Source organism: Polyangium fumosum (assembly GCF_005144585.1).
Taxonomy (GTDB): Bacteria; Myxococcota_A; Polyangia; order Polyangiales; family Polyangiaceae; genus Polyangium; species Polyangium fumosum.
In genome coordinates this window covers 73322-97567 of the sequence record NZ_SSMQ01000028.1, presented here as the reverse complement: position 1 = coordinate 97567, position 24246 = coordinate 73322, and the positions used below count along the sequence as shown (strand labels likewise).

Sequence of the window (24246 nt, the reverse complement as noted above, 5' to 3'; positions counted from 1 at the left end):
ACATCCGTGGACGAGGGCCCGGCCGGCCCCCATGTTGGACACGCATGGCAAAAGGACTCCCGTCGATGTGGAAGGAGACCGCCGCCAGCCTGGCGATAGCCGCCGTCCTGCTGTTCATCTTCCTGGAGAGCCGGTTCCCCACCTGGCTCCGCGCGCTCATCGGCCTGTTGGTCCTCGTGGCCCCGGTTCTGCCCTTCCTGGTCCTCCTCCCCTGGCATTTCATCGCCCGGTATCGTGGCCTCGCCAAACGGAGCGATGTTCCCTGCGTGCTATCGCTCGCGGAAGGGGTCCTTCACGTCCAGCGAGGGGACAAGCGTACGAGGCATGCGCTGGACCTCGTCGCGCGGGCGCGGTTCGCGCGGAACGACAACTGGACCGAATCCAAGATGCTGGAGGACGCGCTGGGGCTCTTCACGGCGAAGGGTCGGGAGATCGAGCGGCTGCCCGAATCGGCGACCGGCCTCGACGAGCTACAGCGCGAGCTCGAGGCCCGCGGGGTTCCGATCGAGCATGTCGGGGTGAGCGCGACGGCGGTGCTCGATTGATCCGAGGCGCGACGGCGCTGATGCCCTGATTCCGGTGGCCGACAGGGAGGTTCGTTTTGGGGCCTCCCCAAAGACCCTGCCGAGCGCATGGACCTGGCTTTGGGGCCTCCCCATGACCGATCCCGAGCGCCCGGACCTCACGATGGGGCTTCCCCATGACCGATCCCGAGCGCCCGGACCTCATGATGGGGCTTCCCCATGACCGACTCCGAGCGCCCGGACCTCACGATGGGGTCTCCCCATGATTGATCCCGACGGCCCGGACCTCACGATGGGGCCTCCCCATGATCGATCCCGACCGCCGGGACCTGTCTTTGGGGCGTCCCCATGACCGATCCCGGTTGCCCGGACCTGGCTTTGGGGCGTCCCCATGACCGATCTGGACCGCCCGGACCTCGTTTCGGGTCGTCACCGCTCCGTTTTGGAGCACCTCCGCTCCGTTTTGGAGCGCCACGCCACTCCGTTTTGGAGCGCAGGCCTGGATTTCCTTGGATTCCGGGTGGGCACGGCCCTTGCCATGACACCTGCCGAACCCGCCGCGCGACATGTCGTCGCGCTCGAAACCAGCGAGGTGTCTTCCATGGCCAATCATCCGTCTCCCGCCAAGCTCTCCCGCGTCGAAAAGGCTACCATCAGCCGCAAGCTTTACCATGAGCTCGTCGCGCGCGCGCAGCTCGGCCCCGCCGAGCCGGCCCTCGATATCTTCATTCCCCAGCTCGATGCCATCGCCGTCCGGCTCGATGCCCACGTGTTCGGCAAAAAGGCGGCCCATGCCGCCCTCGCCGCGCACGCGGACAAGGCCGAAATCGTCGACGACGAGGTCGATACCTGGGGGCGGCACATCGGATCGTTCCTCGACATCGCGGGGCGTCGCCGCCACAGCGCCTTTGCCTCCGCCGCCCGCGCCCTGCATGCCGCCGCCTTTCCCGCGGGGCTCGGCTTCCTCGACGACCGCATTCCGGACGAGAACACGAGGATGCGCGGGACGCTCACCGTCCTGCGCGCCCCCGAGCACGCGGCCACGCTCGTCGGCATCAAGTTGCCGCCCGAATGGATCGATTTCCTGGAGGCGGCGCTCGACGCGAGCGACCAGGCGTATGCCGAGCGCGTCGCGGCGCGCGGGACGCAGGGGGAACACGTGCACAAGGGCCGCAACGCGGAGGCGGAGTGGGTGCACCTCGTTGGTCGATTGAGGAAGTACGTGGAGAGCCGCGAGATTCCGGGCGACGTGGAGCGCGAGGTGGAGAATCGGGCGCTGCTCGCGCCGCTGAATGATGCGATTGCGCATGCAAAGGCGGTCGCAGCGGGACGCGCGACGCGACGGAAGAAGGCGGTGGAGCCGGCGGGCGAGGTGCCGGCGGCGTAGTCGCGAGCGCGGGCGCTGCCGCTGCCGTTTCCGCTACGACAGCGGGGGCGGCAGCGGCACTTCCCTCATCCGGCGTAAGTATACGAACGCTGAAAGGCGTCTAACGCGGCGTCGAATGTGATGTGTCAAAATTCACAGGCGAGACGCAAAGTTGGAGTCACATTGGACCTTTGGATTCTGTCGTTGTAGTGTCGCGCCGGTTCCGTTCGAAGCTACGGAACGGGGAGATATTTCATGGGAAAGTGGATTCGCGGGGCAGTTCTGCTTGCGCTCCCGATGGCCTACGCATGTAGTGCCGGATCTGGCAACCGTACCGAGACCGAATGCGAGACGGATGTCGATTGTGATGATGGACTGGCCTGCGAGGACGGTGCCTGCGTCGACCCGGGTGGGTCTGGTGGTTCGGGCGCTGGGGGCTCGGGGGGATCCGGGGGGGGCGGTTTCGTCGGCCAGCCCTGCACGTCAGGGGAGCAATGCGGCGGTGCGCTCGTCTGCAACCGCTGGGAGAGCCGCTGCGGCGTGTGCCGCACATCGGATGATTGCGCGGCGGGAAACTGGTGCAAGGACGGTGATTGTGTTCCCGCGGCGTCGTGCACCTCGGACCTCAATTGCTCGGCCTCGGGGCAGCTCTGTGACACGGTCGGACAGCGATGCGTGGAGTGCAATGCCGCCGTCGATTGCAAGGCCGGTGGCGCCTGCCTGGGGCACTCCTGCGTGCCCGCGGTCCCCTGCCAGAGCAGTCTCGACTGTGCATCGCTGCACATGGTCTGTGGCCAAGCGCTTCCACCTCCGTGGCCCGTCGAGGTCATGGGGAATGCCTGTCAGGAGTGCGTTCAGGCCGCCGACTGCCCGAGCGGCAACATTTGTGAAACCGGTATGTGCCGTGACGTGTGTCGGAACACGGGCCGTACGTGTGGTTCCTACATGGGCGCGACATGCGGCACGTGCGCCGTGGGAACGTGCACGAGCGGGGGCACGAGCTGCGCCCTTTGGAATGCCTACCTCACGGGGAGGCCTGTCGGGGGCATCGCGCTCGACGATACGACCGCCTACGTCGTCATCCAGGGCGGCTTCGACCCAGGTTCCGTATACACGATCGATCGCACCTCGGGCGTGGCCACCCAGGTTGCCCTGAGTGACACGTTCGTCGAGAGCGTGGCCATCAACAGCACGCACGTCTTCTGGTCGGAGGTCGGCACGCTGAGGCGCATGGCGAAGGCCGGAGGCAGCGCGCAGGCGCTGGCGAGCACGGGATCCACGGAGGGCTTTTGCCAGGAGCTCGTGGCGAACGACCAGTACGTGTTTTGCGCGCTCTACGATTTCTCGGGGCCCAATGGCCATGGCCTCCTCCGGATCGGCCTCGACGGTTCGGTGAGCACGGTGTTCAAGAGCAGCGAGGTCCCGGAGAACCTCATCATCGATGGAGATCGGATTTACTGGCAAGAGCCCGGATCGTACATCGGTTATTCCCCGATCGCGGGCCAGGGCCAGAACGTCTTTCACGACGCAAACGTCACCAGTTTCTCCGTGACGGGTGGTTACGTGTATTGGCGCGAGAGCGGTGGCGCCGGGACCTACCGAAAACCGGTGGGCGGCGGCGGACAGGCCGAGCTCTACACGTCGCATCGGCTGTTCAAGTTCGTCGAAGGCGCATTCTACGTCATCGACCAGCTCAACATACGTCTGCTGCGGCCTGACCTGACGGTGTCCGCGCCGTTGGTCGTCGCCGAGGATTATTGGCCCTCGATTTCCTACAGGACAGGCGACGCGAAAGGGTTGTTCATCAGCGACGGGCAAGATGGCAGTACGACTACGAGGGTCCGCGAAATCCGCTTGAACGAATGACGGGTCGTCCCATCGGGGTCAAGCCATGGGGCGGATGCTGCGCAGCGCAGCCGCCCTACGGCATTCCCAGCGTCGCCAGGGCCCCGCTCCCCTGGAAATTCGCTTCCGCTCCCGCCCCCGCTCGTCTTGACCGCATCCGCCCTTCCCGCGGATGATGCCTCCCGTGTGGCGAGACAAGTCCGAGGCGTTGCTGGCCACGAGCCCTCACGCCCGTGCGCGAGCCATGCTGCCGCCGCTCAGAACCCGGTGAATGGAGAGCGTCCACCCATGGAACCCATCACGATCGTCACCATGCTCGGCAAGGTCTTCGCCGCGGGGGCGTTCAGCTACCTTGGCGAGGCCAAGCAGGGCTTCGAGGAATCGGACGTCAGCGCGATCAGCGCCGTCCTCGAGGCCCTCGGTGCCGTGCACGGGGTGGCGACGGCCAAGCCGCGGACACGGATGACGGCGCTGCATACGGCGCTCGTGCTCCAGGCGTTCGGCACGGCGTTCTACGAGCACTGGGCGGGGGACGAGCGGATGGCGCCCGGGTTGCAGGAGCGGCCCTGGCTCCATCGGGCTTTCCGGTCGAACGAGAAGGCCGCGCGGGAGGAGGAGATCCAGACGCGGCTTCGGCTCGCGCTGGGGTGGCTGCTGCCGGAATTCGAGCAGCGGGCCGCGGCGGAGAGACTCTCGGCGATGCATGCGTTGCATCCCGATCCGATGGCCACGCCGATCTATCAGGCGTTGTATACGGCGTTCGCCGATGGGCGGTTCGAGGGGGGCGAGGACACGGCGTTGCTCGACATGCGGCGCGAGGGGGCGCGGCTCCAGTTCGAGGGCGCGTTTCAGATGGCGTATGCCGAGCTGCTGGTGACGGGGGCAGGGCGGGAGCTGGGGCGGTTTTTGCTGGAGGTCGACAAGGATCGCGCGCGGCAGCTTCGGCGGCGGTTGATGGAGGATGGGTCGATTTCGGACAGGCGGCACGTCTTCGGGACGACCACGCCGGGCGTGCCGACGATGCCGCTTGGTTTCATGTATGTGGAGCCGGATGGCGTTTGGGGAAAAACGCGCAAGCCCCTGCGCGAGTTCATCGGCGACCTGCTCGGGAAGCATCCCATCGTCATCGTGCGTGGGGATTTCGGTATGGGGAAGTCCCTCACCGCGCGGATGCTCGCCTTTGGGTGGGCGCAGACGTACATGCGGGGCGTGGACCAACCGTCCGCTGAGCTTGTGCTTCCAATCTTCATCAAGTGCGCGCGAGACTTTCAGCGCGAGTCCTTTGCTGCGACGGTCCGGGAGGCGCTTCGCAACCAGGCGGAGGCGATCGGGCTCTCTCTGCTGCGGAGTGACGATGCTTTGGCGATGCCGGCCGATACGATGCGGGTCGTGTACATCGTGGATGGGCTGGACGAGGTTGCGTTGTCGCACACGGAGGTGGAGCAGCTCTTTCGGGAGCTGAAGGGGGCGACGAGTGATCGGCATCGGGTGGTGGTGTTCTCGCGAAAGGGCGCGTTGCCGTCGGAGGACAAGCTCGGGGGCATCCCCATCATTGATGTGCAGTCCTTCCGGAAGGAGGATCAGATCGGGGCTTGGCTTGATCGCTGGAACCAAATCAGCGGAAGCGAGCCCGTCACGGTCGAGGGGCTAACGAACGCTAAACTTTTGGAGCTGGGGACGACGCCCATCCTGCTCTTCATGAGCGCCGTCACCTGGGGTCCTACTCGGATTGAGCAGGGGGACACGAGCCAGGTAGCGATCTATGAGCATTTCTTCCAGCAGATCGCCGCCGGGAAGTGCAAGCACGACCGGGATCGGCATCCTCGTGTGGCGGACGCATCAGAGAAACTCCGGGAAAAGCTGCGCGACCTTGGCAACATCGGAAAAGATGCCTCGCTGGAGGATGCGATGTTGTGGCTCATGTCGCGTATTGCGTGGGAGCATCGGAGGCGTGAAGCGCGGGGCGAGCATCTCGATTTGCAGGACGTCAACCACCTTCTCCGGAAGGTGCTCGACCTCCGCGGAGAGCCGCAGGTCCAGGAGATGATCCGCATGGGAGCCATGCTCGTGTTGCAGGCAGACTTGCGGGATCAGAACCACGTGATCCTGTTCGGCCACAAGAGCTTCGGGGAGTTCTTGGCGGCTTGCTGGTGGGCGGATAGGCTGCGGGCGATCCTCCAGGAGCGCAGAGAATCGAGGCAGAGGAGCCTGGAACGTGAACTTTATGGTGCGGTGTTGCTCGAAGAAGACAACCGCAGCTTCGAGTTCTTGATGGCCATTCTCAACGGCGTCCAGTGGAAGGAGGACGAAAGAAAGAACCTTGGGGGTTGGGCGGAGGGCTGCTTCGTGGATGAACGGCCGGATTTTGACGAGGGCAAGCACGAGGAGGAACGGTCATGGCGAGATGACCAGCGCGTTCCCCTTCGACATGCTGCGTTGGCGATCCGATGCTCACTTCATGGACTGGAACCATTGAAGGTCGAGACGCCGGCGCTGCGTTCCATGCTGGGATGGTTCTGGATGCGTCAGGAGTGGGTGCGATTGGGTGCGCCGTGGATCAGCGCAGAGGGCGTTAGTCTAGAAGGTATGGACCTCAGAAGTGCGGACCTCAGCGGTGCGGACCTCAGAGGTGCAGACCTCAGCGGTACGAGCCTCAGCGGTGCGAACCTCAGAGGTGCGAACCTCAGAGGTGCGAACCTCATCGGTGTGGACCTCATCGGTGCGAACCTCAGAGGTGCGAACCTCATCGGTGCGAACCTCAGAGGTGCGAACCTCAGCGGTGCGTACCTCAGCCGCACGGACCTCAGCCGCGCGGACCTCAGCGGTGCGGACCTCGGCGGTGCGGACCTCAGCGATGCGGGCCTCAGCGATGCGGACCTCAGCGGTGCGGACCTCAGCGGTGCAGACCTCAGCGGTGCGAACCTCAGCGATGCGTACCTCAGAGGCGCCGTCTACAATCCACTCACTCGCTGGCCAGAATCCTTCGACCCAAGCTCCCGAGGGGCAATCGATGTCGACATTCCAGGCCGTTCGACGCGAGACTGACCAGTTTTTCCCGCGCTAGATGCAGCCGCGCGTAGGCCGTCTTCAACCGTATCCGCAGCCTGCGGGCAATCTCCACCATCGAGCGCCCCTCGATCTCGTACGCAATCAGCACCGCAGCGACCTTCCGGCCGAGCTTGCCGAGGACCCTCGCCAGGAGGCGGGTCGCCTCCATGGCTTGGATCATTCGCGGAAAGACCAGCGGCTCGGGGAGATCGGCCGTGAGGTCCTCGACTCGGTGCCGGGCGAGCTTGCGATGGTTCGAGGCCATGTAGAGCGCGACCGTGTAGAGCCAGGGTCGTGCTTGGTCGCCGAGCGCGAGCCGATCGTGGCGCTGCCAGGCGAGCATGAAGACCTCCTGCACGAGATCGTCGGCCTCCCGAGCCGAAACGCCGCGGGCGCGAAGGACGGAGCGGACGAACCCCCGGCATTCGCGGTAAAACCGCGCGAAGGAAGCCTCGGGCGAGGGAAGGAGTGTAGGTTTCTTGGCGGATTCAGGATGGACGTCTACGTTGCTCACAGCTCGTGAACTCCGGGTGTACGGGGTTTGCGGGTCAGACGCCGGTCGGTGTTGCAAGCGCCGGCTGGCGTCGTTTGTTTTCTCGCACAGCTTGGGGGAGAAGAAAATCCCCCAAATGCAGACGTAGGTTCGTCGCGGGAGACCCCGCGATCCCAAGGGAATGGGGCGAGGGGCCTTGGAATGGGGGCCGTGATCCTGACGGAAAGGGCGGGCCGACCTGAAGGAAGGAGGGCCCGCCCTTCGTTTCACGATGCGCGGCGGTAGACGAGGCGGCCGAGGGTGGCGATGACGTGGTCCATTCGGTCGAGCGCCTGCGCGTCGACGGCGCCGATGTACCGCATGGCCTGGGCGACCTGGACGCAAGCGAGCACTTCCCTTGCCGAGCCGAGAGCGGAGGCGTAGCGCTGCCGCTTCGTCCCGCCGTGATTGCCCATCCCTTCCGCCACATTCAGCGCGACGCTATGCGTGGCCCTGCGCATTTGCCGAGCCAGATCGGAATCCCGTCGTTCGATCTGCTCCGCAATGCCCGCCGCGTCCGCAGCCATCGCCAAAACCACTTCGTAAATCCTCAGCATAAAGAACCTCCGCCCGACGACCCAATCGCCGGGACCCCCGTCCCACACCGTCGCGCGCAGGCCTCTTCAAGGCTGCGCAGCACCGCGCGGAGCCGCCCGGAGCAGCACGCAGTGCTGCGAGGACGGCGAGCACGGCATGGCCTTGAAGAGGCCGAGCACGACGGTACGCTCGCCGTCCCCGAGCGGGATCCCCTGAACACCGCTCCCGCCAGCGCTCCCGCCAGCGCTCCCGCTCCCGCTCCCGCCAGCGCTCCCGCTCCCGCTCCCGCCAGCGCTCCCGCTCCCGCTCCCGCCAGCGCTCCCGCTCCCGCTCCCGCTCCCGCTCCCGCTCCCGCTCCCGCTCCCGCTCCCGCTACTGTTTCCGGCTCCCATCATCGCCAGATTCCCGCGCTGCGGTTCTGCGGGTCGGTTCAAGATCAAAGCATTCAATCCGAACGGCATCGTGCCACTCGGGCCGCTCGATCCGTTCGGCCTCGAGGCGGAGGCTGCACGCTCGCGAGCGTGACCTTTCGACGCGCGACGAACCTCGCGTCACACTCGGCCGATGGCCCCCGAGGTGCGCAGCTCGCCGAGTAGCTCGCGCGGGGTCACTCCTGCAATGGAGCGAAACTCGGCAATCAGATGCGCTTGATCATAATAGCCGGCTCCGGCGGCAATGCCGGCCCAACCGGCCGGGCGGCTCTCCCGCGCGGCGCGCAGGGCGCGGTGAAAGCGCGTGAGCTTGGCGTAAGCCTTGGGCCCGACACCGAGTGTCTCCTGAAAGAGGCGGCGAAGGTGACGCTCGCTCACCCCGAGCTCGTCGGCGACGGCGCTCACGCGGCTCGCACTTCGCGTGGCGAGGCGCTTCGCGGCTTCCAGGGCGAGCGAGGTGTGGGCGCGGACCGCCTGGGCGGGTGCGGACCGCGCGACGATGGCACTCTCCAGAATGGCGGCCGCGGCGACCGTGTCTCGTGCCCCGGCGAGGCGCTCGTAGAGGTGCTCAGTGTCGGCTTTGCCCCAGAGGTCTTCGAGGGCGACGATTCGTCCGGTCAATTCCGGAGCCGACACGCCGAGCACGCGCTCGCTCGCGCCCAGCCGAAGGCGCGCCATCACGCTGCGCTGCCCGCGCCGGAGCATCTTGCGACGCGCGCTCTGCCCCACGCCCATCGCGTGCGCATCCAAACCGCCACGAGCCGACACCCCGAAGCGCGCGACGATCTGAAGCTCGGCATAGGGGAGCGCGACGCGCTGTCCGTCTCGGTCGCACTCGAGGACCGAGAGCTCGGCCACCGGGGACCCGCTCGACGGGAGCGACGCCCGCGCGACACGAGGCTCTTGAACGATGGGCGAGTGCACGAGCTATCTCTTGCTACGCGCACGAGGCGCACGCAAGCTCGGCGAGGTGCTTGTCCGTTTCTTCCAATCGGCCAAAACACGCGGTGACTACGGTCCGGGGCATGAAGATCCTCGTCACCGGTGCCACCGGTAAGGTCGGAAGTCGCCTCTCCAAACGGCTCGCTCAGCGCGGCCATCACGTGCGTGCCCTCGTTCGCGACGAAGCGCGCGCAAAAGACCTGCGCGAAGCCCACATCGAGCTCGCTCTGGGCGATCTGCTCGAGCCGAGCTCCCTCTCCGCAGCGGTGCGCGGGGTCGACGCGGTCGTGCATTGTGCAGCCTTCTTTCGTGGCGCGACGCCGGAGCAGGCGCACGCGGTCAACGACCTCGGCACGCAGCACCTCGCCCAGGCGGTCCGCGAAGCCTCGGTGAAGCGCTTCGTCTTCACGAGCACCGGACTCGTCTACGGGCCCAGCGCGGTTCGTGGGCGCCTCTCGCACGAAGACGACTCCTGCTACCCGATCGAGAGCTATCCCAAGAGCAAGCTCGCCGCCGAGCGCTTCCTGCTCGCGCTCGAAGGCCTCGACGTGCGCGTCCTTCGATTGCCGTTCGTCTACGGCGACGGAGATCCGCACATCGCCGACGTGGTGCCGTTCATGCGAACGTTCCCCCCCATGCAACGGATGTCGATTGGCCATCATCTCGACGTGGCCCAGGCCGTCGCGCGTTTGCTCGACGCGCCATCCCCTTCCCATCGCGTGTACAACCTGGTGGACGACGAGTCTCCCAATCTCGCCACGCTGTTCGCTTCGGTGGGCGAGCCTCCCCCGGACGGCTCCACCCCCGAGCGTGCGAGGGCCTTCGAGGCCGTCATGGATGGAAAGCGGATCCGCGAAGATCTCGGCTTCTCACCCGAGGTGCCGCGGCTCGGGGATGCCGTGGCGAGGGGGATTGCATAGTTTGGTAGCCGCCCCTCGCACCACACGAGTCCACCGAAGGCGGCGCATCAGGGCTGCTCTCGCCGGCGCGCTTTTGGGAAGGGCAGCGAGGGTTGCCCGAGGGGCACACGCTTACGCATTGGCGGTCCACGCGCCGAGAGCCCTGCACGGGCGAATCCTTCGCGAATTGCATCCGGTATGAGCGCGACATTTCGCCACCGCATCGTGCCCGCGCACTTCGGGCTCCGCCATGGCCGCCGTCACACCTGGCAAGGCCCATGGCCCATCCGGCACTCGACCTACCCCCTTCCTCAACAGCGGTACACAACCAGATCTCTCTGCCGCTCCCGCTCCCGCTTCCGCTCCCGCTTCCGCTCCCGCTCCCGCTTCCGCTTCCGCTCCCGCTTCCGCTCCCGCTCCCGCTTCCGCTTCCGCTCCCGCTTCCGCCCCCGCTCCCGCTTCCGCCCCCGCTTCCGCCCCCACCCCCGCGCCCGAGGTGACGTCCCCGTTCGTGGATAGCATCGAGCCAGCGCGTCACGCCTCTCCTCCCCGGGCGCCTCACGCGGCCTCCAGCCCTGCAGCACGCATGTCCTCACAGTGCAAGAAAATTCGATGACAAGCTCGATTCCCACGCAAGTCCCCCGAGGGATGCGTCCTGCCAAGCAGAAGACATCCTGCGCTCGCGGATAGAAGCACGCAGATCCGACAGCGCTCTGACGCAAACGGGCGCGCCCTGAGAACAACCGCGCGAAAAGAAAGCGCGACGCCGTTCTCCCGGGCTTGCGACGGCCTGGAGAGACCCGTATCCTCGGGCTGCTGGCAGGTATTCTCTACGCGCTTCGCGTACGCCACGCTCCGCCGCCAGCACCACCTACGAGATCGTAGTTAGTAGGGAGCGAACAGATGACACAGTCCCTCCTCGCGTTTTTTGCGGACATGGCCCTCGACCACTCCTTGTTGGCGAGGTTTTACCTCAATCCTGACGAGACCATGCGCATCGCGGGCGTCTCGGATGTCGATCGAGAGGCCGTACACTCGGGGCAACCGCAAGCGATCTTCGAGCGCCTTCGGGCCGACAACCCGGATGCTGCCTCAATGCATTCGCCGTGGTCGTGCCCGTACCTGCTCGGCTGCCCCACGATGGCGGCACGCGCCTCCGACGCTGGCCCGTTGTCCACGCGCGCGCCCCTGTCGACCCGCGCGCCCCTGTCGACCCGCGCGCCCCTCTCGACCCGTGCGCCCTTGTCGAGCCGAACCTCCGATCCCCCCAACCCCTTGTCCGTGCGCGGCCCGTTGTCCACGCGCTCTCCGGACTCCGTACGCGGCCCGATGTCGTCACGCTCTCCGGATACCGGGCCCGCATCCGTACGCGCGCCGATATCGGTCCGCTCCCCGGACAGCCGCCAGTTTTCCTGATCCTCCTTGATCGAGCGGCGAGGGGAATCATGAAGAGTTGGCGTACGTGCCCCACATCGCACGTCGCGCGTCTCCCAAGGTTGCCCACAAGGTTGTCCAGGAACCATCGAGAGCGGATCTTCGCGAATCGTCACGAGTTCGCGATACCATGACGCCATGCGCCTGCGCCCAGGCGATACGGTCGATCGTTACGTCATCGAAGCCCCCCTCGGCGAGGGGGGGATGGGCGACGTGTATCAGGCGCGCGACACGCGGCTCGAACGCCGCGTCGCCCTCAAGCTCTTGCGCAAGCAGGGCACCGCGGAGCCGGAGGCCTGGCAGCGCGCCGAGGGCCGCATGCTCCGCGAAGCGCGCGCCGCCGCTGCGTTGAGCCATCCGAACACGGTCGCCATCTACGACATCGGCGAGCTGGATGGCGCGCCGTACCTCGCGATGGAGTTCGTCGACGGTGTCTCGCTCCGCCAGCTCATCGCGGCCGGCACGACCTCTTCACGCCGGCTCGGCTGGCTCGTCGATGTCGCGCGGGCCCTCTCGGCGGCGCATCGCGAGGGCATCGTCCACCGTGACATCAAGCCCGAGAACGTGATGCTTCGCGACGACGGCGCGATCAAGGTGCTCGACTTCGGCATCGCGCGCAGGATGCGCGTCGGGCTCTCCACGCGCGGGTCCACGCCGGGCGAGGACGATCTCGATCCGCCCTCGAACCCCAAGAGCGACACGCTCACCGGCGAGGGGATGATGGTGGGAACGCCCGCGTACATGGCGCCCGAGCAGCTCCGCGGCGACGCGGTCGACGCGCGCATCGACCAGTTCGGCTGGGGCGTGCTCGCGTACGAGCTGCTCACGGGCGAGGTCCCCTTCGGCCCGGGCCTCGATGGGGTGCGGCTCCTGTCCGCGATCCTCGCCGACGACCCGCCGTCGCTCGACGGCATCGTGCCGGCCACGGTCGAGCGGACCCTGCGCCGCGCGGTGTCGAAGCGCCCCGCCGACCGCTTCCCGTCGATGGACCACGTCATCGAGACGCTCGTACCGTTCGTGACGGGCGAGTTTCTCGCCATCCCCGACGTCGTGCGTATCGTCGACGCGGATGCCGAGGAGGGCCCGAACGCGCCCTCGGCGACGCGCGCGGGCGCGCCCGCGGTCGGACACGAACCGGAGACGCTCGAAGCGCCTCGCCCGCTCGCGGCCTCGACGTCTCGCTCCGCCACGCCGAGGCCCGAGGCGGGCAGCGCGCCGATGAACACGATCCGGTCGCCCTCGCCGGTCACGGGCAAGCGCGCGAAGCCCTTCGAGCCGCCCTCGGTGCGGATCGAGAGACCGGCGCCGGCACCACCCGAGCGCCCGCCGCTGGCGAACACGGTGGAGTCGCCGACGGCCGTGGCGGTCGGGCCCACGCTTCGGGCGTCGGTGCAGGGTCGGTGGCAGCTCGTGGCGGCGGTGACGCTCGCGATCACCGGCTTGGCCGTCCTCTCCACGGGCATCGTGTCGCGGCTGCGCCGCAGGTCGGCGGCGCAGCCGGTGGCGTCGGCGTCGGCGGCGCCGTCCACGACGCCCACCGCGGTCACCGAGCTCGAGCTGCCCTCGAGCGCGAGCCCCGAGGCGCTCGCGGCCTATCGCCAGGGATTGCAGAGCATCCGCGACGCCTCCTGGGGGCTCGCGTACGACGCGTTCGAGAGGGCGGCCAAGCTCGACCCGACGCTCGGGGCGGCTCATCTGCGGCTCGCGGTGATCGATCGGTTTCGTGGCAAGACGACGAGCACGCGCGCGGAGTTCCAGCGCGCGGTGGAGCTGCGCGCGACGATGCCGGCGCGGGACCAGGTGCTGCTCGACGCGTTCGAGCCGCTGATCCAGCGCGATCCGCCCGATCAGGCCGCGACGACCGCCCGGCTCGAAGCGGCCACGCGGCGCTTCCCTGGCGACGCGGAGCTCGTCTTGCTGCTCCACGCGGTGCAGCCGGATGCCTCGCCCGAGCACACGCTCGCGCTCGTGGATCGCTGCCTCGAGCTGGATCAGCGGTATGCGGACTGCTGGCAAGCGCGCGCGCTGGCGCTCTTCCGCGACGAGCGCATTCCCGAAGCGATCGATGCGCTCGATCGTTGCGTGGAGCTGGCGCCCTTGGCGACGGACTGCGTCATCGAGCGGCTGCGCTTCCAGAAGCTCATGGGCAGGTGCAGCCGCCTCGAGCCGGACGCGCGCCGGTGGATCACGAAAGAGCAGGCGTCGCCGTTCGCGTACCAGGAGCTGGCGGTGGCCCTGGAGGCTTCGGGCCAGCCGCTCAGCGCGGTGGGCGCGGCGGTGGATCAGGCGGTCCGGCGGTTCCGCGAGGCGGGCATGCCGGAGGCGGCGGTGAAGCTCCGGATCAACCTCGCGATCCTCTCTGGCCATTTCGACGAGGCCGAGCGGCTCGCGAAGGATTTCGATCGGGAGATCATCGGCGAACCGCAGGAGGAGAAGCACGCCGTGCCGGCGCTCGCGCTGGTGCGGCTTTATTGGGAGATGGGGCAGGACCGGAAGGCGGGGGAGGTGGCCGAGCAGTTCCTCTCGCAGCGAGCTGCGTGGGGTCGTCCTTTGATGTGGAGGCCTTGGGACGATGCCCAGGCATTGCTCTTGAAGGCCAAACAACGGGCGGGACGGCTGGACGCGGCGGCGTACGAGGCGGCTCGCGCGGGGTGGGAGCGTGAGTGGCAGGGCAAGGAGGCGGATCCGAGCGTGCTCTGGCTGATAGGAACGGCCGCGACCGCGAGCACCCCGCAGCAGGGCCGCGATGCGCTCGCGGGGAGCGTGCTGAAGCGCCCGCACCTGCATTATCCGCAGGCAGACGTCTCGATGGTCACGGCGGTGCTCGGGGAGGTCGCGTTCCTCGCGGGTCGGTACGACGAGGCGCTGCCCCGCCTCGAATCGGCGGCGCGCTCGTGCACGGCGCTCGACGCCCCGCTGAGGCACACCCTTGCGACGTACCGCCTCGGCGTCGTGCGCGAGAGGCTCAAGGAGAAGGCGGAGGCGTGCGCGGCGTACAAGGTGGTCCTGCGGCGGTGGGGCCAGGCGGACGCGTCGACGACCGCGAAGGCCGCGGCGCAACGCGCGACGGCGCTCGGCTGCCAGGACTAGCCCGGGTGCTGTCGCCGGCTCTCATCGGATGATCATACGTGCCTCGACGTCGGGGCGAGGGATGGAGGAATGGATGATCGAAGGGAATGGCTCGCTCGTCGTCGTGGGGACCGGAATCAGGACGACCGAGCATCTCACGGGAAATGCGATCGCCTGGATCAAGGCGTCGGACAAGGTTCTCTACGTGGTCGCGGATCTCGTCGCCGAGCGTGTGATCAAGGAGCTATCGCCGTCGGCCGAGTCGCTCACGGTGCTCTACGGGGAGGGCAAGCCGCGTGGAGAGACGTATCACGCGATGGTGGACCGCATTCTTGACTCGGTAAGGGGGGGCCATCGGACGTGCGTGGTGCTCTACGGGCATCCGGGCGTGTTCGCTTATCCGGGGCACCTGGCCATCGAGCGCGCGCGTGACGAGGGGTATCCGGCGACCATGCTGCCAGCGATCTCGGCGGAGGATTGCCTGTTCGCCGACCTCGGCATCGATCCTGGTCACCAGGGCATGCAGAGCTACGAGGCGTCGCATTTCGTGCTTCATCGAAAGCGCATCGATCCCACAACGGCGCTCGTGCTCTGGCAGATCGGGTCGTTCGGAGACAACACGTACCGTCGCGAAGGCGCGAGCAACCACAAGCTCCCCTTCCTCGTGGCGCGGCTCTGCGAGGAATACCCTGCCGACCACGCCGTGACGATCTACGAGGCCGCGATCTACATTGGCTGCGCGCCGCGTATCGAGCGGCTGCGCCTCGGCAAGCTCGCGGAAGCCAGGGTCACGCCAGCCTCGACGCTCTACATTCCCCCCGTGCGCAAGAGCCGCATCGATCCCGCCACCGCCTCCTGGCTCGGGTTCGAGCCGGCAGACCGATAAGCGCGCCTCCCGCCCGCGGATGATCCTCCGCGCGGTACCGTTGCGGCGACTCCGCCCCCGCTCCCGCTCCCGCTCCCGCTCCCGCTCCCGCTCCCGCTTCCGCTCCCGCTTCCGCTCCCGCTCCCGCTCCCGCTCCCGCTCCCGCTCCCGCCCCCGCTCCCGCCCGTCTTGACCGCATCCGCCCCTCCCGCGGATGATGCCTCCCGTGTGGCGAGACGAGGACGAAGCGCTGCTCGCGCGGCTCACGGACGAGATCGCCTTCGAGCGCCTCTTCCGCGCCCAGGCCGGACCGGACGTCCGCCCCCCGGCCCGCGGCGCCGGCCTCTGCGCCGTCCTGCGGCGTTTGCCCGGCGGGAGTGACGCCGTCGAGGCCGCGCGCGCCGACAACCCCCACGCCCTCCACGAACACCTCGAACCCGCGCGCCAGATCGATCCGCCCCCGGAGCTCCTCCACCACCTCGCCCTCCACCACGCCTCCCTCGCGGACCTCCCGGCGACCTCCCCCGACGCGTTCGTCCGATCGATCACCGCCTGGCTCGCCCTCGGCCGCGAAGAGACCTACCTCCGCGACCTCGGCGAGGCCGTCACCGGCAGCGCGCTCGCGCGGCAGGACCTCGATCGCGCCCTCGCCGACGCTCCGCTCTGGTGCATCGACGACCTCGGCGAGCGGGCGCGCACCGGCGCGCGGGATCTCACGTCCTCCGCACAACGCGCGCTCGTCGCACTCAGACGCGTCCAGGAAGCCGCGCGGATCGCCCGTGCCCCCGAGGCCCTCGCGGAGCGGGCGGCGCGCCGGGCCTCGTCGCTCGTCGCGGTCGCCGTCGAGGAGGCGCTCGCGCCCGTCCTCGCCGTGTTCGCCGAGGTCACCACGAAGGGCGAGCCGAGCGCCGCGGAGGGCGCGGCGATGCTCGGGCGGTTCGTCGCGGTGTGGCGCTGGTCCGGCGAGGACGAGAGCGTCGAGCACGCCGCGATCGAGCAGGCCACGCCGCTCGCCTGGGCCCATTACCGCGCGAGCCGCTGGGACGCGCTCCGGGAGATCATCAGCCCCCTCACGCCGCTCGTCGACTCGCTCGCGCGGCGTATCGAGGACGATCCGTCGAAGCTCGCGTACGCGGCCCGCGCGGCGCAGATGCTCGTGTTCCGCTCGGACGTCGTGCGCACCGAGCGCGAGACGCTGGAGCTGCTCGATCGGGCCATCGCGATCTGCCCGACGCACCGGAACGCGCGGCTCATGAAGGCGAACACGCTCTGCGAGCAGGCGCTCCGCCTCCTGCCCGGCGCGCGCGCGCCCACGCGCCACGATCACGACAAGGCCGTGGCCCTCATCGACCGCGCCGAGCAGCTCTACCCCGGGGCCACGCGGCTCCCGGAGGCCAAGAAGCGCCTCGGCGAGGCCAAAAAGCTCCTCGGGATCTCGTCATGAGCGACCACCCCCCGGAAAACCCCTTCGAACGCTTCGACCTCGATCCGAAAGAGGGCCCGCGCGCCATCACGGAGCGGCTGCGCGAGCTCGCCGAGGACGCGGGCGAGAGCGAGCGCGCGTCCATCCGCGCCGCCTGGGAAGAGCTCACCTTGCACCCGCTGCGCCGCCTGCGCGCCGCGATCGGCGCCCGCCCACGCCACCCCGCGCTCGATCGTTCGGGCCCGGCGCAGGCGCCGCCGAAGATGCGCAAATCCCCCGCGGCCGAACCCGTCGGGCTCGCCGATCTCGCGCCGCGTCCTTCGGTGGCGCTCGCGCTCGCGACGTTCCTTTCCCGCGGGGCCGAGCGGGGGCCGCGAAGCGTGCTCTCGCTCGATGAAGATCCCGTGCTTGCCGCAGAAGCAGCCCCTACGTCCCCCGAGAGGAAGCGATAGACCATGTTCGTCGACCGTCCCGTTGGAATCGATCTCGGCACGACCAACTCGGAGATCGCCATGCTCGACCCGTCCGAGCGCGATCTGCACATCTACGCCGACCGCTTCGGCCGGCGCACCGTCCCCTCCGCGGTCGCCTGGGATCCCAAGGGCGAGGCGTTCCTCGTCGGCCACGCCGCGCGCCAGCGCCGCGGCAAGACGCCTCCGCCCGTCGAGTCCATCAAGCGCAAGATGGGGCAAAATGCGAAGGTCGACGTCGGCCCGCACGCGCTCGCGCCCGAGGACGTGAGCGCCAAGATCCTCGCCGAGCTCCGCGCGCGCATGAGCGAGCACCTCGGCAAACAGGCGTCCGAGGGCATCGAGGTGCGCGTCGACCGGGCCGTGATCACGGTGCCCGCCTACTTCGACGCGCCGCAGGTCGAGGCCACGCGCAAGGCCGGCGAGATGGCGGGGCTCGACGTCATCGGCATCCTCCAGGAGCCCACGGCCGCGGCCATTTACCACACCTGGAAGAGCCGCCTCGGCGACGGCAACTTCCTCGTCTACGACCTCGGCGGCGGCACGTTCGACGTCTCGATCCTGCGTTGCCTCGGCGGCGAGTACCAGGTGCTCGCGATCGACGGCGACAACTACCTCGGCGGCGACGACCTCGATCGGCGCTTCGCCGAGAAGCTCCGCGGCATCCTCGTCGCGCGCGGCTACGCCCTCGACCTCGACGTCCGCGGCGATGAAGAGGATCGGCAGCGCTTCAGCCGCCTCGTGCACCTCGCGCAGGAGATCAAGGAGTCGCTCTCGACCTCCGAGGTCGTCAGCGTCTCCAAGCAAGACTTCATGCAGGACAAGAGCGGCGAGAACGTCTCGTTCGAGGGCGACATCGGGCGCGCCGACTACGAGAAGGCGATCGGGGATCTCGTCGAGACCACGATCACCTGCTGCGAGCGGGCCCTCGCGCGGAGCGCGGAGACCTCGTCGGTGGATCTCGGGCAGATCGATCACGTCGTGCTCGTCGGCGGCTCGACCCGCGTGCCGATGGTCGTCCGCCGCGTGACCGAGGCGATCTGCAAGAAGAGCCGCTCGGAGAAGCCGCTCCAGGACGAGGTGGACACGTGCGTCGCGCTCGGCGCGGCCATCCACGCGGCGCAGCTCGGGGGCCTGCGGATCGGCGAGCCCGAGCGGAAGATCACGGTCTCGTTCACGACGCCGCTCGTCAGCCAGGGCTCGAAGATCCGGCTCGGCGTGCGCGTCGAGCAGGCGCCGGAGGGCGCGGCGGAGATCGCGGTCCTGCGCGGGATGAGCGGCGCCGAGGAGGTCGCGAAGGCGGCGCTCCCGGATGCGGCGGGGGCTGTCGTGCGGCTCGACGTCCCGCTCGGCGAGGAGCCTGAGCACGCGTCGCGCGTGGCCCTGCGTTCGGTCGAGCGCGAGGTGCTCGCGGAGCTCCCGTTTGCGCTCTACCGCGGCGACGTCCGGCCGCGGGCGAGCGCGCTCTCGCGGCCCTCGGTCGTGGCCAAGGACCTCTCCATCGAGGTCGTGCGCGCGGGCCGGCGCGAGCGGCGTGTGCTCATCGCGCGCGGCGCGGGCTTGCCCGCGGAGGTGAAGAGCCGCTTCTTCACCGCGGATCAGAGCGGGGCCGTGGTGCTCCGGCTCTTGCAGAACCGCATGCCGATCAAGGCGCTCCTGCTCCAGGTCCCGCGCGAGCTGCCCGTGGGCACGCCCGTGGATCTCACGCTCCGGTGCGACGACGCGATGCGGATGGAGGCGCGCGCGGTCGTGGCGGGGCAGGAGCTCTGGGCGCAGGTCGAGCCGCCCGCCGCGCCGCGCTTTGATCCCGCGGGCGCCGTGGAGGCGCTGCTCGAAGAGGCCGAGGCGACGAGCAAGTCGCTCTGGGGTTCGAGCGCGACGAGCTACCGGGCCGAGGCGGACATGCTCGTCGCCGGCATCCGCGAGGTCGTCGCGACGGATCCGGACAAGCTGCAGGCGCTCTGCGAAAAGCTGCGCCTGCTCGTCGACTGGTACCGCGGCGACCCGAACGAGACGCTCTCGCCGCCCATGGCCCGCTTCGAGGCCGAGCTCAACGAGCTGCGCCGCCGCGTCTACCGCGCCTCGGGCAACCTCTACGGCATGGATCGGTCCGCGTGGGAGAAGCGGCTCGCCGAGATCGAGGCGCGCGCGATGGCGGCGTACGAGGCCTCCGACGCCGTGGCCTGGCGCCGCGTCTTCAACGAGGTGCAGGCCCTCGACGAGACCGCGATGCAGGAGGAGTTCGCGCAGATGCGCCTCGACGATCCGGCCTACCTCGAGCGCAGGCTGCGGAACGAGCGGTACTACGCGCAGAGCGTGGAGCGGCACCTCGTCGACTTCGTCCCCTCGTCCTCCGACGTGGGCTCGCTCCAGATCGCCGAGCGCGACAAACTCGTCGCGCAGCTCCAGGAGAAGGTCCTCGCGCCGCTCGCGAACCTCACGGCGGACACGACCGACGCGGCGGCGCTCCGGCGCAAGCTCGAGGCGATCAACGCGGAGACCTCGCGGATCGATGGGGCGCGCGAGCGCCTGCCTTCGCTCGGCCTCGTCACGGAGCGGGGAGGCGCGTGATCCAAAGGGCCCTCGGCGCGTGAAGTTCGTCGACGAAATCGGCCTCAGCGCGGCGCAGAAGCTCGAAACCTCCGTCGGGCCCTTCGTCGCGCTCCCGGCGTACCGGCGGCTGCTCGTGCGCACGGCCGAACCCTCGTTCGCCGCGCGCGCCGCGCTCGGCGCCCTCCGGTGCGTGGTGCGCCTCGGGAGCGACGAGCGAGACATCGGGGACATCGCGGCGTACTGGAGCACGCTCTCCGGCAGCGGCCCGCACTTCCCGGCCATCCTCGATTTGTGCCGCCTGCTCGCGCGGGTCGGGCGGAAGAGCGCGGCGCTCGCGCTCGCGCAGGCCGAGACGGAGCGCGCGCCGACGGCCCGCGCGCTCTACCTGTACGGCCGTTGCCTCGAACTCATGGGGGAGGGGGACGCGGCGTTCGTGGTGTTCGTCCAGGCCGCCACGCGGGCCGACGAGGAGAAAGGCGCGGCGGACGTCGCGGTCGCGGCCCGCGCGTGGCGCGTCCAGCGGCTGCTCGGCGATCGGAGCACGGCCGCGCTCGCGGTCGCCGACGCCGCGTCGGCCGATCCCACGGGCGCGCCGCCCGAGCACAAGCTCGTGATCGCGCTCGGCCGGCTGCGCTCGCCGAGCCGGTTCGTGCGGGCCTCGGGCCTCTCGCTCCTGGAGGAGCTCGGCCGCGACCCGACGACCTCGCTCGGCCGGCACGCGATCCGCCTCGCGGCCGAGCACGCCGATGCGCTCGGCGACGCGCTCACGCCGCTGGAGGCCGATCGCGTGGCGGCTACGCTCGGCCACGTGCCCGACGATGCGGCGCGGGAAAACGCCCTCGCGCGGCTCGCCGCGGCGCAGGCGATTGCTGCGTCGCGAGGGGAGGCGCAGGCGGAGGCGGTCACGCGGGCGGGCGAGCTCGCGCCCGAGATCGCCGCGCTGGTTCGTCGGGCGCGGGCCGCGCTCACGGGCGGCGGCCAGGTCGACGAGGCCCCGCGTCCGTCGCGCTCCACGGAGCCCGCGTCACCGTCACTCCGCCTCGCGTCGCTCGGGCTCTCGGCCTTCGTGGCGCTCGGCCAGGGCCGGCTGCAGGACGCGGCGGGGGCGCTCGACGAGGCGGCCGAGCTCGTCACGAAGGGGGGCGTGGGGGTGCCTGCGCCCGTGTGGACCGCCACGCGCGCCGCGCTCGACAGCGCCGATCCGCTCGCGCGGGCGGCGGGCGTCAAGCTCTGCGAGGTCCTCCTGCAGGGGCCCGCGGCGACGCCGCCGGGCGGGCATTCGGCCTTCGCGGTGGCGCTCGCGCGGGCGGGGCGGCCGGATCTCGCGGTGCGGGCGGCGCGGGACGCGGTGGCGGGCAAGGAGCCCGGCGCACGCTCTCTCCTCGGCATGATCCTTCGTGAGCAGGGCTGGGCGCTGGCGGCGCGTGGCCAGCGTGAGCTCGCGATCGCGGCGCTCCTCGAGGCGAAGGAGCACCTCGCGGCGGCGGCCAAGGACGGCGCGCGGGGGCGCTGAAGGGGCGGGGCGGGCTCGCCGGGCTCGTCGGCAACGACCGGGGGGTTCGTCGACATGGTCGGCGGGCTTGTCGGCAACGGCTGGGAAGGTTGTCGACATGCTCGCCGGGCTCGTCGGCAAGGGCTGGGGGCTATGTCGACATGGTCGGCGGGCTTGTCGGCAACGGCTGGGAGGTTGTCGACATGCTCGCCGGGCTCGTCGGCAAGGGCTGGGGTCCTTGTCGACATCTTCGCCGGGCTCGTCGGCAACGGCTGGGGAGGTTGTCGGCATGCGCGCCGGGGTTGTCGGCAACGGCTGGGAGGTTGTCGAGATGCTCGTCGGGCTTGTCGGCAACGGCTGGGAGGTTGAAGGCATGCGCGCCGGGCTTGTCGGCAACGGCTGGGGAGGTTGTCGACACAGGTCGTGAAGGTATTCGACGCGCGGGTCGGTGGTCGATGACGACGCGAGAGCCATCTTGCGCCGGTCGTGCAACCTGGTGCACAAGGATCCAGAGGGAGAAGTGACGCGCGGAGCCTGGATCGTTTGCGTCGTGGTGTTCGTGCTGGCGTGCCGCATACCGGTGGCCTTCGGGCAGACGCCCGTGGACGTTTGCTGGAAGCCGTCGGGGCTGCCTGCGGACGTGGATACGTTCGCCGTGATCGAGGAGAAGACCGGCGGCACGCTGGTGATTCTCAATGCGCATGAGTTCTGGAAGCAGGCCCATCGCCGGGTCGTGCTTCGATACAATCCGAACCTCGGCCCGGAGAGCCTCGCGCGGATCCCGTCGAAATCGCGGCCGTCGGCGTGCACGCCCCCGCCTCCGAAGAAGCCGGAGTCGCCCGCCGCAAAGGCCCCGGCGCCGCCCGCGCCCCCCGCGCCACCACCGAAAGAGGCGCGAAAGGAGGAGAAGAAAGCGGACGCGCCGGAGAGCGTCGAAAAGCGCGTGGAGGAGCATCGTGCTCCGGCGCAGAAAGAGGAGCCGCCCAAGGTATCACGGGAGAGCTTTTTGCCGCGGGAGGGCGTCTTGCGACAGGAGAGCGTCTTGCCGAAGCGGGAGGAAGTGCACCCGCGGACGTGCGTGGACGCGGAATGCTCCCACGTGGATCGGGGAGGCGCGCTGCCGGAGATAGAGCATCGGCCCGGGAGGCCGCTGGTCAGCGTGGTCCTGTGCGAGCAGGTGAAGGAGGGGTGCAAGGGAAAGGGGGAGGGGACGGGCAAAGGCAAAGCCCTGACGCCGCTCGAACGGATGGTTCGCGAGCTGGCGATAGCGTCGGCGATGTTGAACGGCGAGTTCAACCACGACCTCGCGCGCAAGGACGGCAAGCGGTTCGGAATCATCGGCGGCGACGACGAGGACGGCGTCGACAACGCGATTGTTCAGGCCGCGGCGGCGATCACGCAGGTCGCGTCGGCGGTGCTCGTCGGGCAGGCGGATAAGTTCGCGAAGAAGCTGGAGGAGGCCTGTGCGAAGAAGGCGCCGCTGATCCTGCAAGGAGCGGAGGAACTGTCCAAGGAGACGGCGGAGCTCCTGGCGAAGCAGTACGGGGCGGACATCGCGGCCGCGCTGGAGCAGAACGGGGCCATCGCAAGTTATGAAGTGATGCGCGCGTTCACGAAGAACCTCGGCGGGGCGTACCAGGCGCATCACATCCTGGAGGAGGCCATGGCGAGGAAGCTGGGGCTGGCGAAGAACTTCGACAAGCTGCCCGCCGTGATCTTGACGGAGGCGCAGCACAAGAACATCACGCGGCTGCTGAACGCGAAGCGTCCTCCGAAATTGGAGGCGAAGGATGTGTGGAAGGCCTACGAAGAGGTCTACAAGTCATTCCCCCACTGGCTTGATGCGATCAAGCCGTATTTTGGAAAGTGATCTCGCACGGAGACGCGACATGCGGACGGAAGTAGAAATTACGGTCATCAATGACCGTATTCCGGGTGGGCCGGAAACGGTCCTCGGTCTTGCGAAGTGCGGTCCTGACGTCGCGGTCGCCGATGAAGGAGACTACTGGACCGACATTACGCTCGATGAGAAGGATGAACGCCTGCCGCTCCTCTTGAGCTTACTCAAGGAGCGTGGCATCACCTGGATCGAGCGACGCCGCGACCGCTTCACCGACGAGGAACTGGAATCGGCGCGCCTGCTTGCCATGGAATATTTTTCCCCCGCGGGCAGCATCTTCGCGGGACCGCGGGTAGGTACGAAATACGACATGGGTAAGGCGTGCATGCGTTGCGGCGCCGGAGCCCGGCAGACGTCCGCGATGGTCGTCGATGGCCAGGAACTCCACGTTATCGAGGGCCGGCGTGCGGCCGCGACCTGCTACAACGACATGCTCGTCGACGAGAAGCTGGCCGGAGCGCTCGCGCAGAGCGGCGCGACGGGAATCACGTTCCGGGGCGTCTTCGCCGCGTTCGAGGGGCGGGGCCACTTCCAGCTCCCGTGGCGGCAACTGTGCGCCACGCATACGATGCCGCCCATGTCGCCGCGCTCGACCGGGATCGAGCCCTACAAGCCGTGCACTTGCAGGCGTAGCAGCTTCACCACGCCGAGAGAAATCCCCACCCGCCTCGTGTACCGTGCCTCGGACCTCGCCGATATCCGCGACGTGAACGTGACCTGGGAATGGTTTGGCGAGGTGAATTTCAACGGCGACGTGTACGACTCCGTCCTCCCGTTCCCCCTCTTCCTCGTCACCCCCAAGATCCGTCGCATCTTCCGCGACGCAGGCGCCACCGGGTTCGATTGGATCCCGATCCGGGTCGTGGACGAATAGAGCCGCTGGGCTTGCTCGAGGGTCGTTCGATGAACTGCGCAT

The 24246-nt window shown here is 68.9% G+C and carries 16 protein-coding genes; 13 read left to right on the top strand and 3 right to left on the bottom strand.

What is annotated here, in order from left to right; all coding sequences use genetic code 11:
• The first annotated feature begins 44 nt into the window (after positions 1-44).
• The 4 genes from E8A74_RS25450 to E8A74_RS25435 all read left to right on the top strand — a co-directional run bounded on the left by E8A74_RS25450 (position 45) and on the right by E8A74_RS25435 (position 6780).
• Positions 45-545, top strand: a complete 501-nt coding sequence (locus E8A74_RS25450) for a hypothetical protein (protein ID WP_136931665.1) — start codon at positions 45-47, stop codon at positions 543-545.
• Positions 546-1125: 580 nt separating this feature from the next.
• Positions 1126-1911 (top strand): hypothetical protein, encoded by a 786-nt coding sequence (locus tag E8A74_RS25445; RefSeq protein WP_136931664.1) that lies wholly within the window; start codon positions 1126-1128, stop codon positions 1909-1911.
• A gap of 924 nt (positions 1912-2835) precedes the next feature.
• Complete coding sequence (locus tag E8A74_RS25440) at positions 2836-3756, top strand: DUF5050 domain-containing protein (RefSeq protein ID WP_136931663.1); 921 nt, start codon at positions 2836-2838, stop codon at positions 3754-3756.
• A gap of 267 nt (positions 3757-4023) precedes the next feature.
• Entirely contained in the window at positions 4024-6780 is a 2757-nt protein-coding gene (locus E8A74_RS25435; protein WP_136931662.1) for a pentapeptide repeat-containing protein, read from the top strand.
• On the opposite strand, the gene E8A74_RS52665 is transcribed toward E8A74_RS25435, so the two are convergent.
• The 3 genes from E8A74_RS52665 to E8A74_RS25415 all read right to left on the bottom strand — a co-directional run bounded on the left by E8A74_RS52665 (position 6698) and on the right by E8A74_RS25415 (position 9207).
• Positions 6698-7297, bottom strand: a complete 600-nt coding sequence (locus E8A74_RS52665) for an RNA polymerase sigma factor (protein ID WP_170229358.1) — start codon at positions 7295-7297, stop codon at positions 6698-6700. The genes E8A74_RS25435 and E8A74_RS52665 overlap by 83 nt on opposite strands.
• A gap of 245 nt (positions 7298-7542) precedes the next feature.
• Entirely contained in the window at positions 7543-7872 is a 330-nt protein-coding gene (locus E8A74_RS25425) for a four helix bundle protein (RefSeq protein ID WP_136931660.1), read from the bottom strand.
• A gap of 531 nt (positions 7873-8403) precedes the next feature.
• The gene (locus tag E8A74_RS25415; protein ID WP_136931658.1) at positions 8404-9207 is read right to left on the bottom strand and encodes a helix-turn-helix transcriptional regulator; all 804 of its coding nucleotides are present in this window, start codon (positions 9205-9207) and stop codon (positions 8404-8406) included.
• Between the two features lie 101 nt (positions 9208-9308).
• Between E8A74_RS25415 and E8A74_RS25410 the strand changes: the two genes are divergently transcribed.
• The 9 genes from E8A74_RS25410 (at position 9309) to E8A74_RS25360 (ending at position 24204) form a co-directional block, all read left to right on the top strand.
• Positions 9309-10145: an NAD-dependent epimerase/dehydratase family protein gene (locus tag E8A74_RS25410; protein ID WP_136931657.1), complete on the top strand. Its 837-nt coding sequence runs from the start codon at positions 9309-9311 to the stop codon at positions 10143-10145.
• Positions 10146-11696: 1551 nt separating this feature from the next.
• Positions 11697-14648, top strand: coding sequence for a serine/threonine-protein kinase (locus tag E8A74_RS25395; protein ID WP_136931654.1), 2952 nt, complete (start codon positions 11697-11699; stop codon positions 14646-14648).
• A gap of 73 nt (positions 14649-14721) precedes the next feature.
• Positions 14722-15513 (top strand): SAM-dependent methyltransferase, encoded by a 792-nt coding sequence (locus E8A74_RS25390; RefSeq protein ID WP_170229357.1) that lies wholly within the window; start codon positions 14722-14724, stop codon positions 15511-15513.
• Positions 15514-15718: 205 nt separating this feature from the next.
• Entirely contained in the window at positions 15719-16936 is a 1218-nt protein-coding gene (locus E8A74_RS25385; protein WP_136931652.1) for a hypothetical protein, read from the top strand.
• Positions 16933-17367 carry a hypothetical protein gene (locus E8A74_RS25380; RefSeq protein WP_136931651.1) on the top strand — a complete coding sequence of 145 codons (435 nt, stop codon included), beginning with the start codon at positions 16933-16935 and terminating at the stop codon, positions 17365-17367. Before E8A74_RS25385 ends, E8A74_RS25380 begins: the two co-directional genes overlap by 4 nt.
• Before the next feature lie 3 nt (positions 17368-17370).
• On the top strand, positions 17371-19956 hold the full coding sequence (locus E8A74_RS25375; protein ID WP_136931650.1) for an Hsp70 family protein: 2586 nt from the start codon (positions 17371-17373) through the stop codon (positions 19954-19956).
• 19 nt (positions 19957-19975) lie between these two features.
• A complete protein-coding gene (locus tag E8A74_RS25370; protein ID WP_136931649.1) occupies positions 19976-21451 on the top strand; it encodes a hypothetical protein in 1476 nt (491 codons plus the stop codon).
• A gap of 499 nt (positions 21452-21950) precedes the next feature.
• Positions 21951-23300 carry a hypothetical protein gene (locus E8A74_RS25365; RefSeq protein ID WP_136931648.1) on the top strand — a complete coding sequence of 450 codons (1350 nt, stop codon included), beginning with the start codon at positions 21951-21953 and terminating at the stop codon, positions 23298-23300.
• Complete coding sequence (locus E8A74_RS25360; protein ID WP_136931647.1) at positions 23272-24204, top strand: hypothetical protein; 933 nt, start codon at positions 23272-23274, stop codon at positions 24202-24204. Before E8A74_RS25365 ends, E8A74_RS25360 begins: the two co-directional genes overlap by 29 nt.
• Positions 24205-24246: the final 42 nt, after the last annotated feature.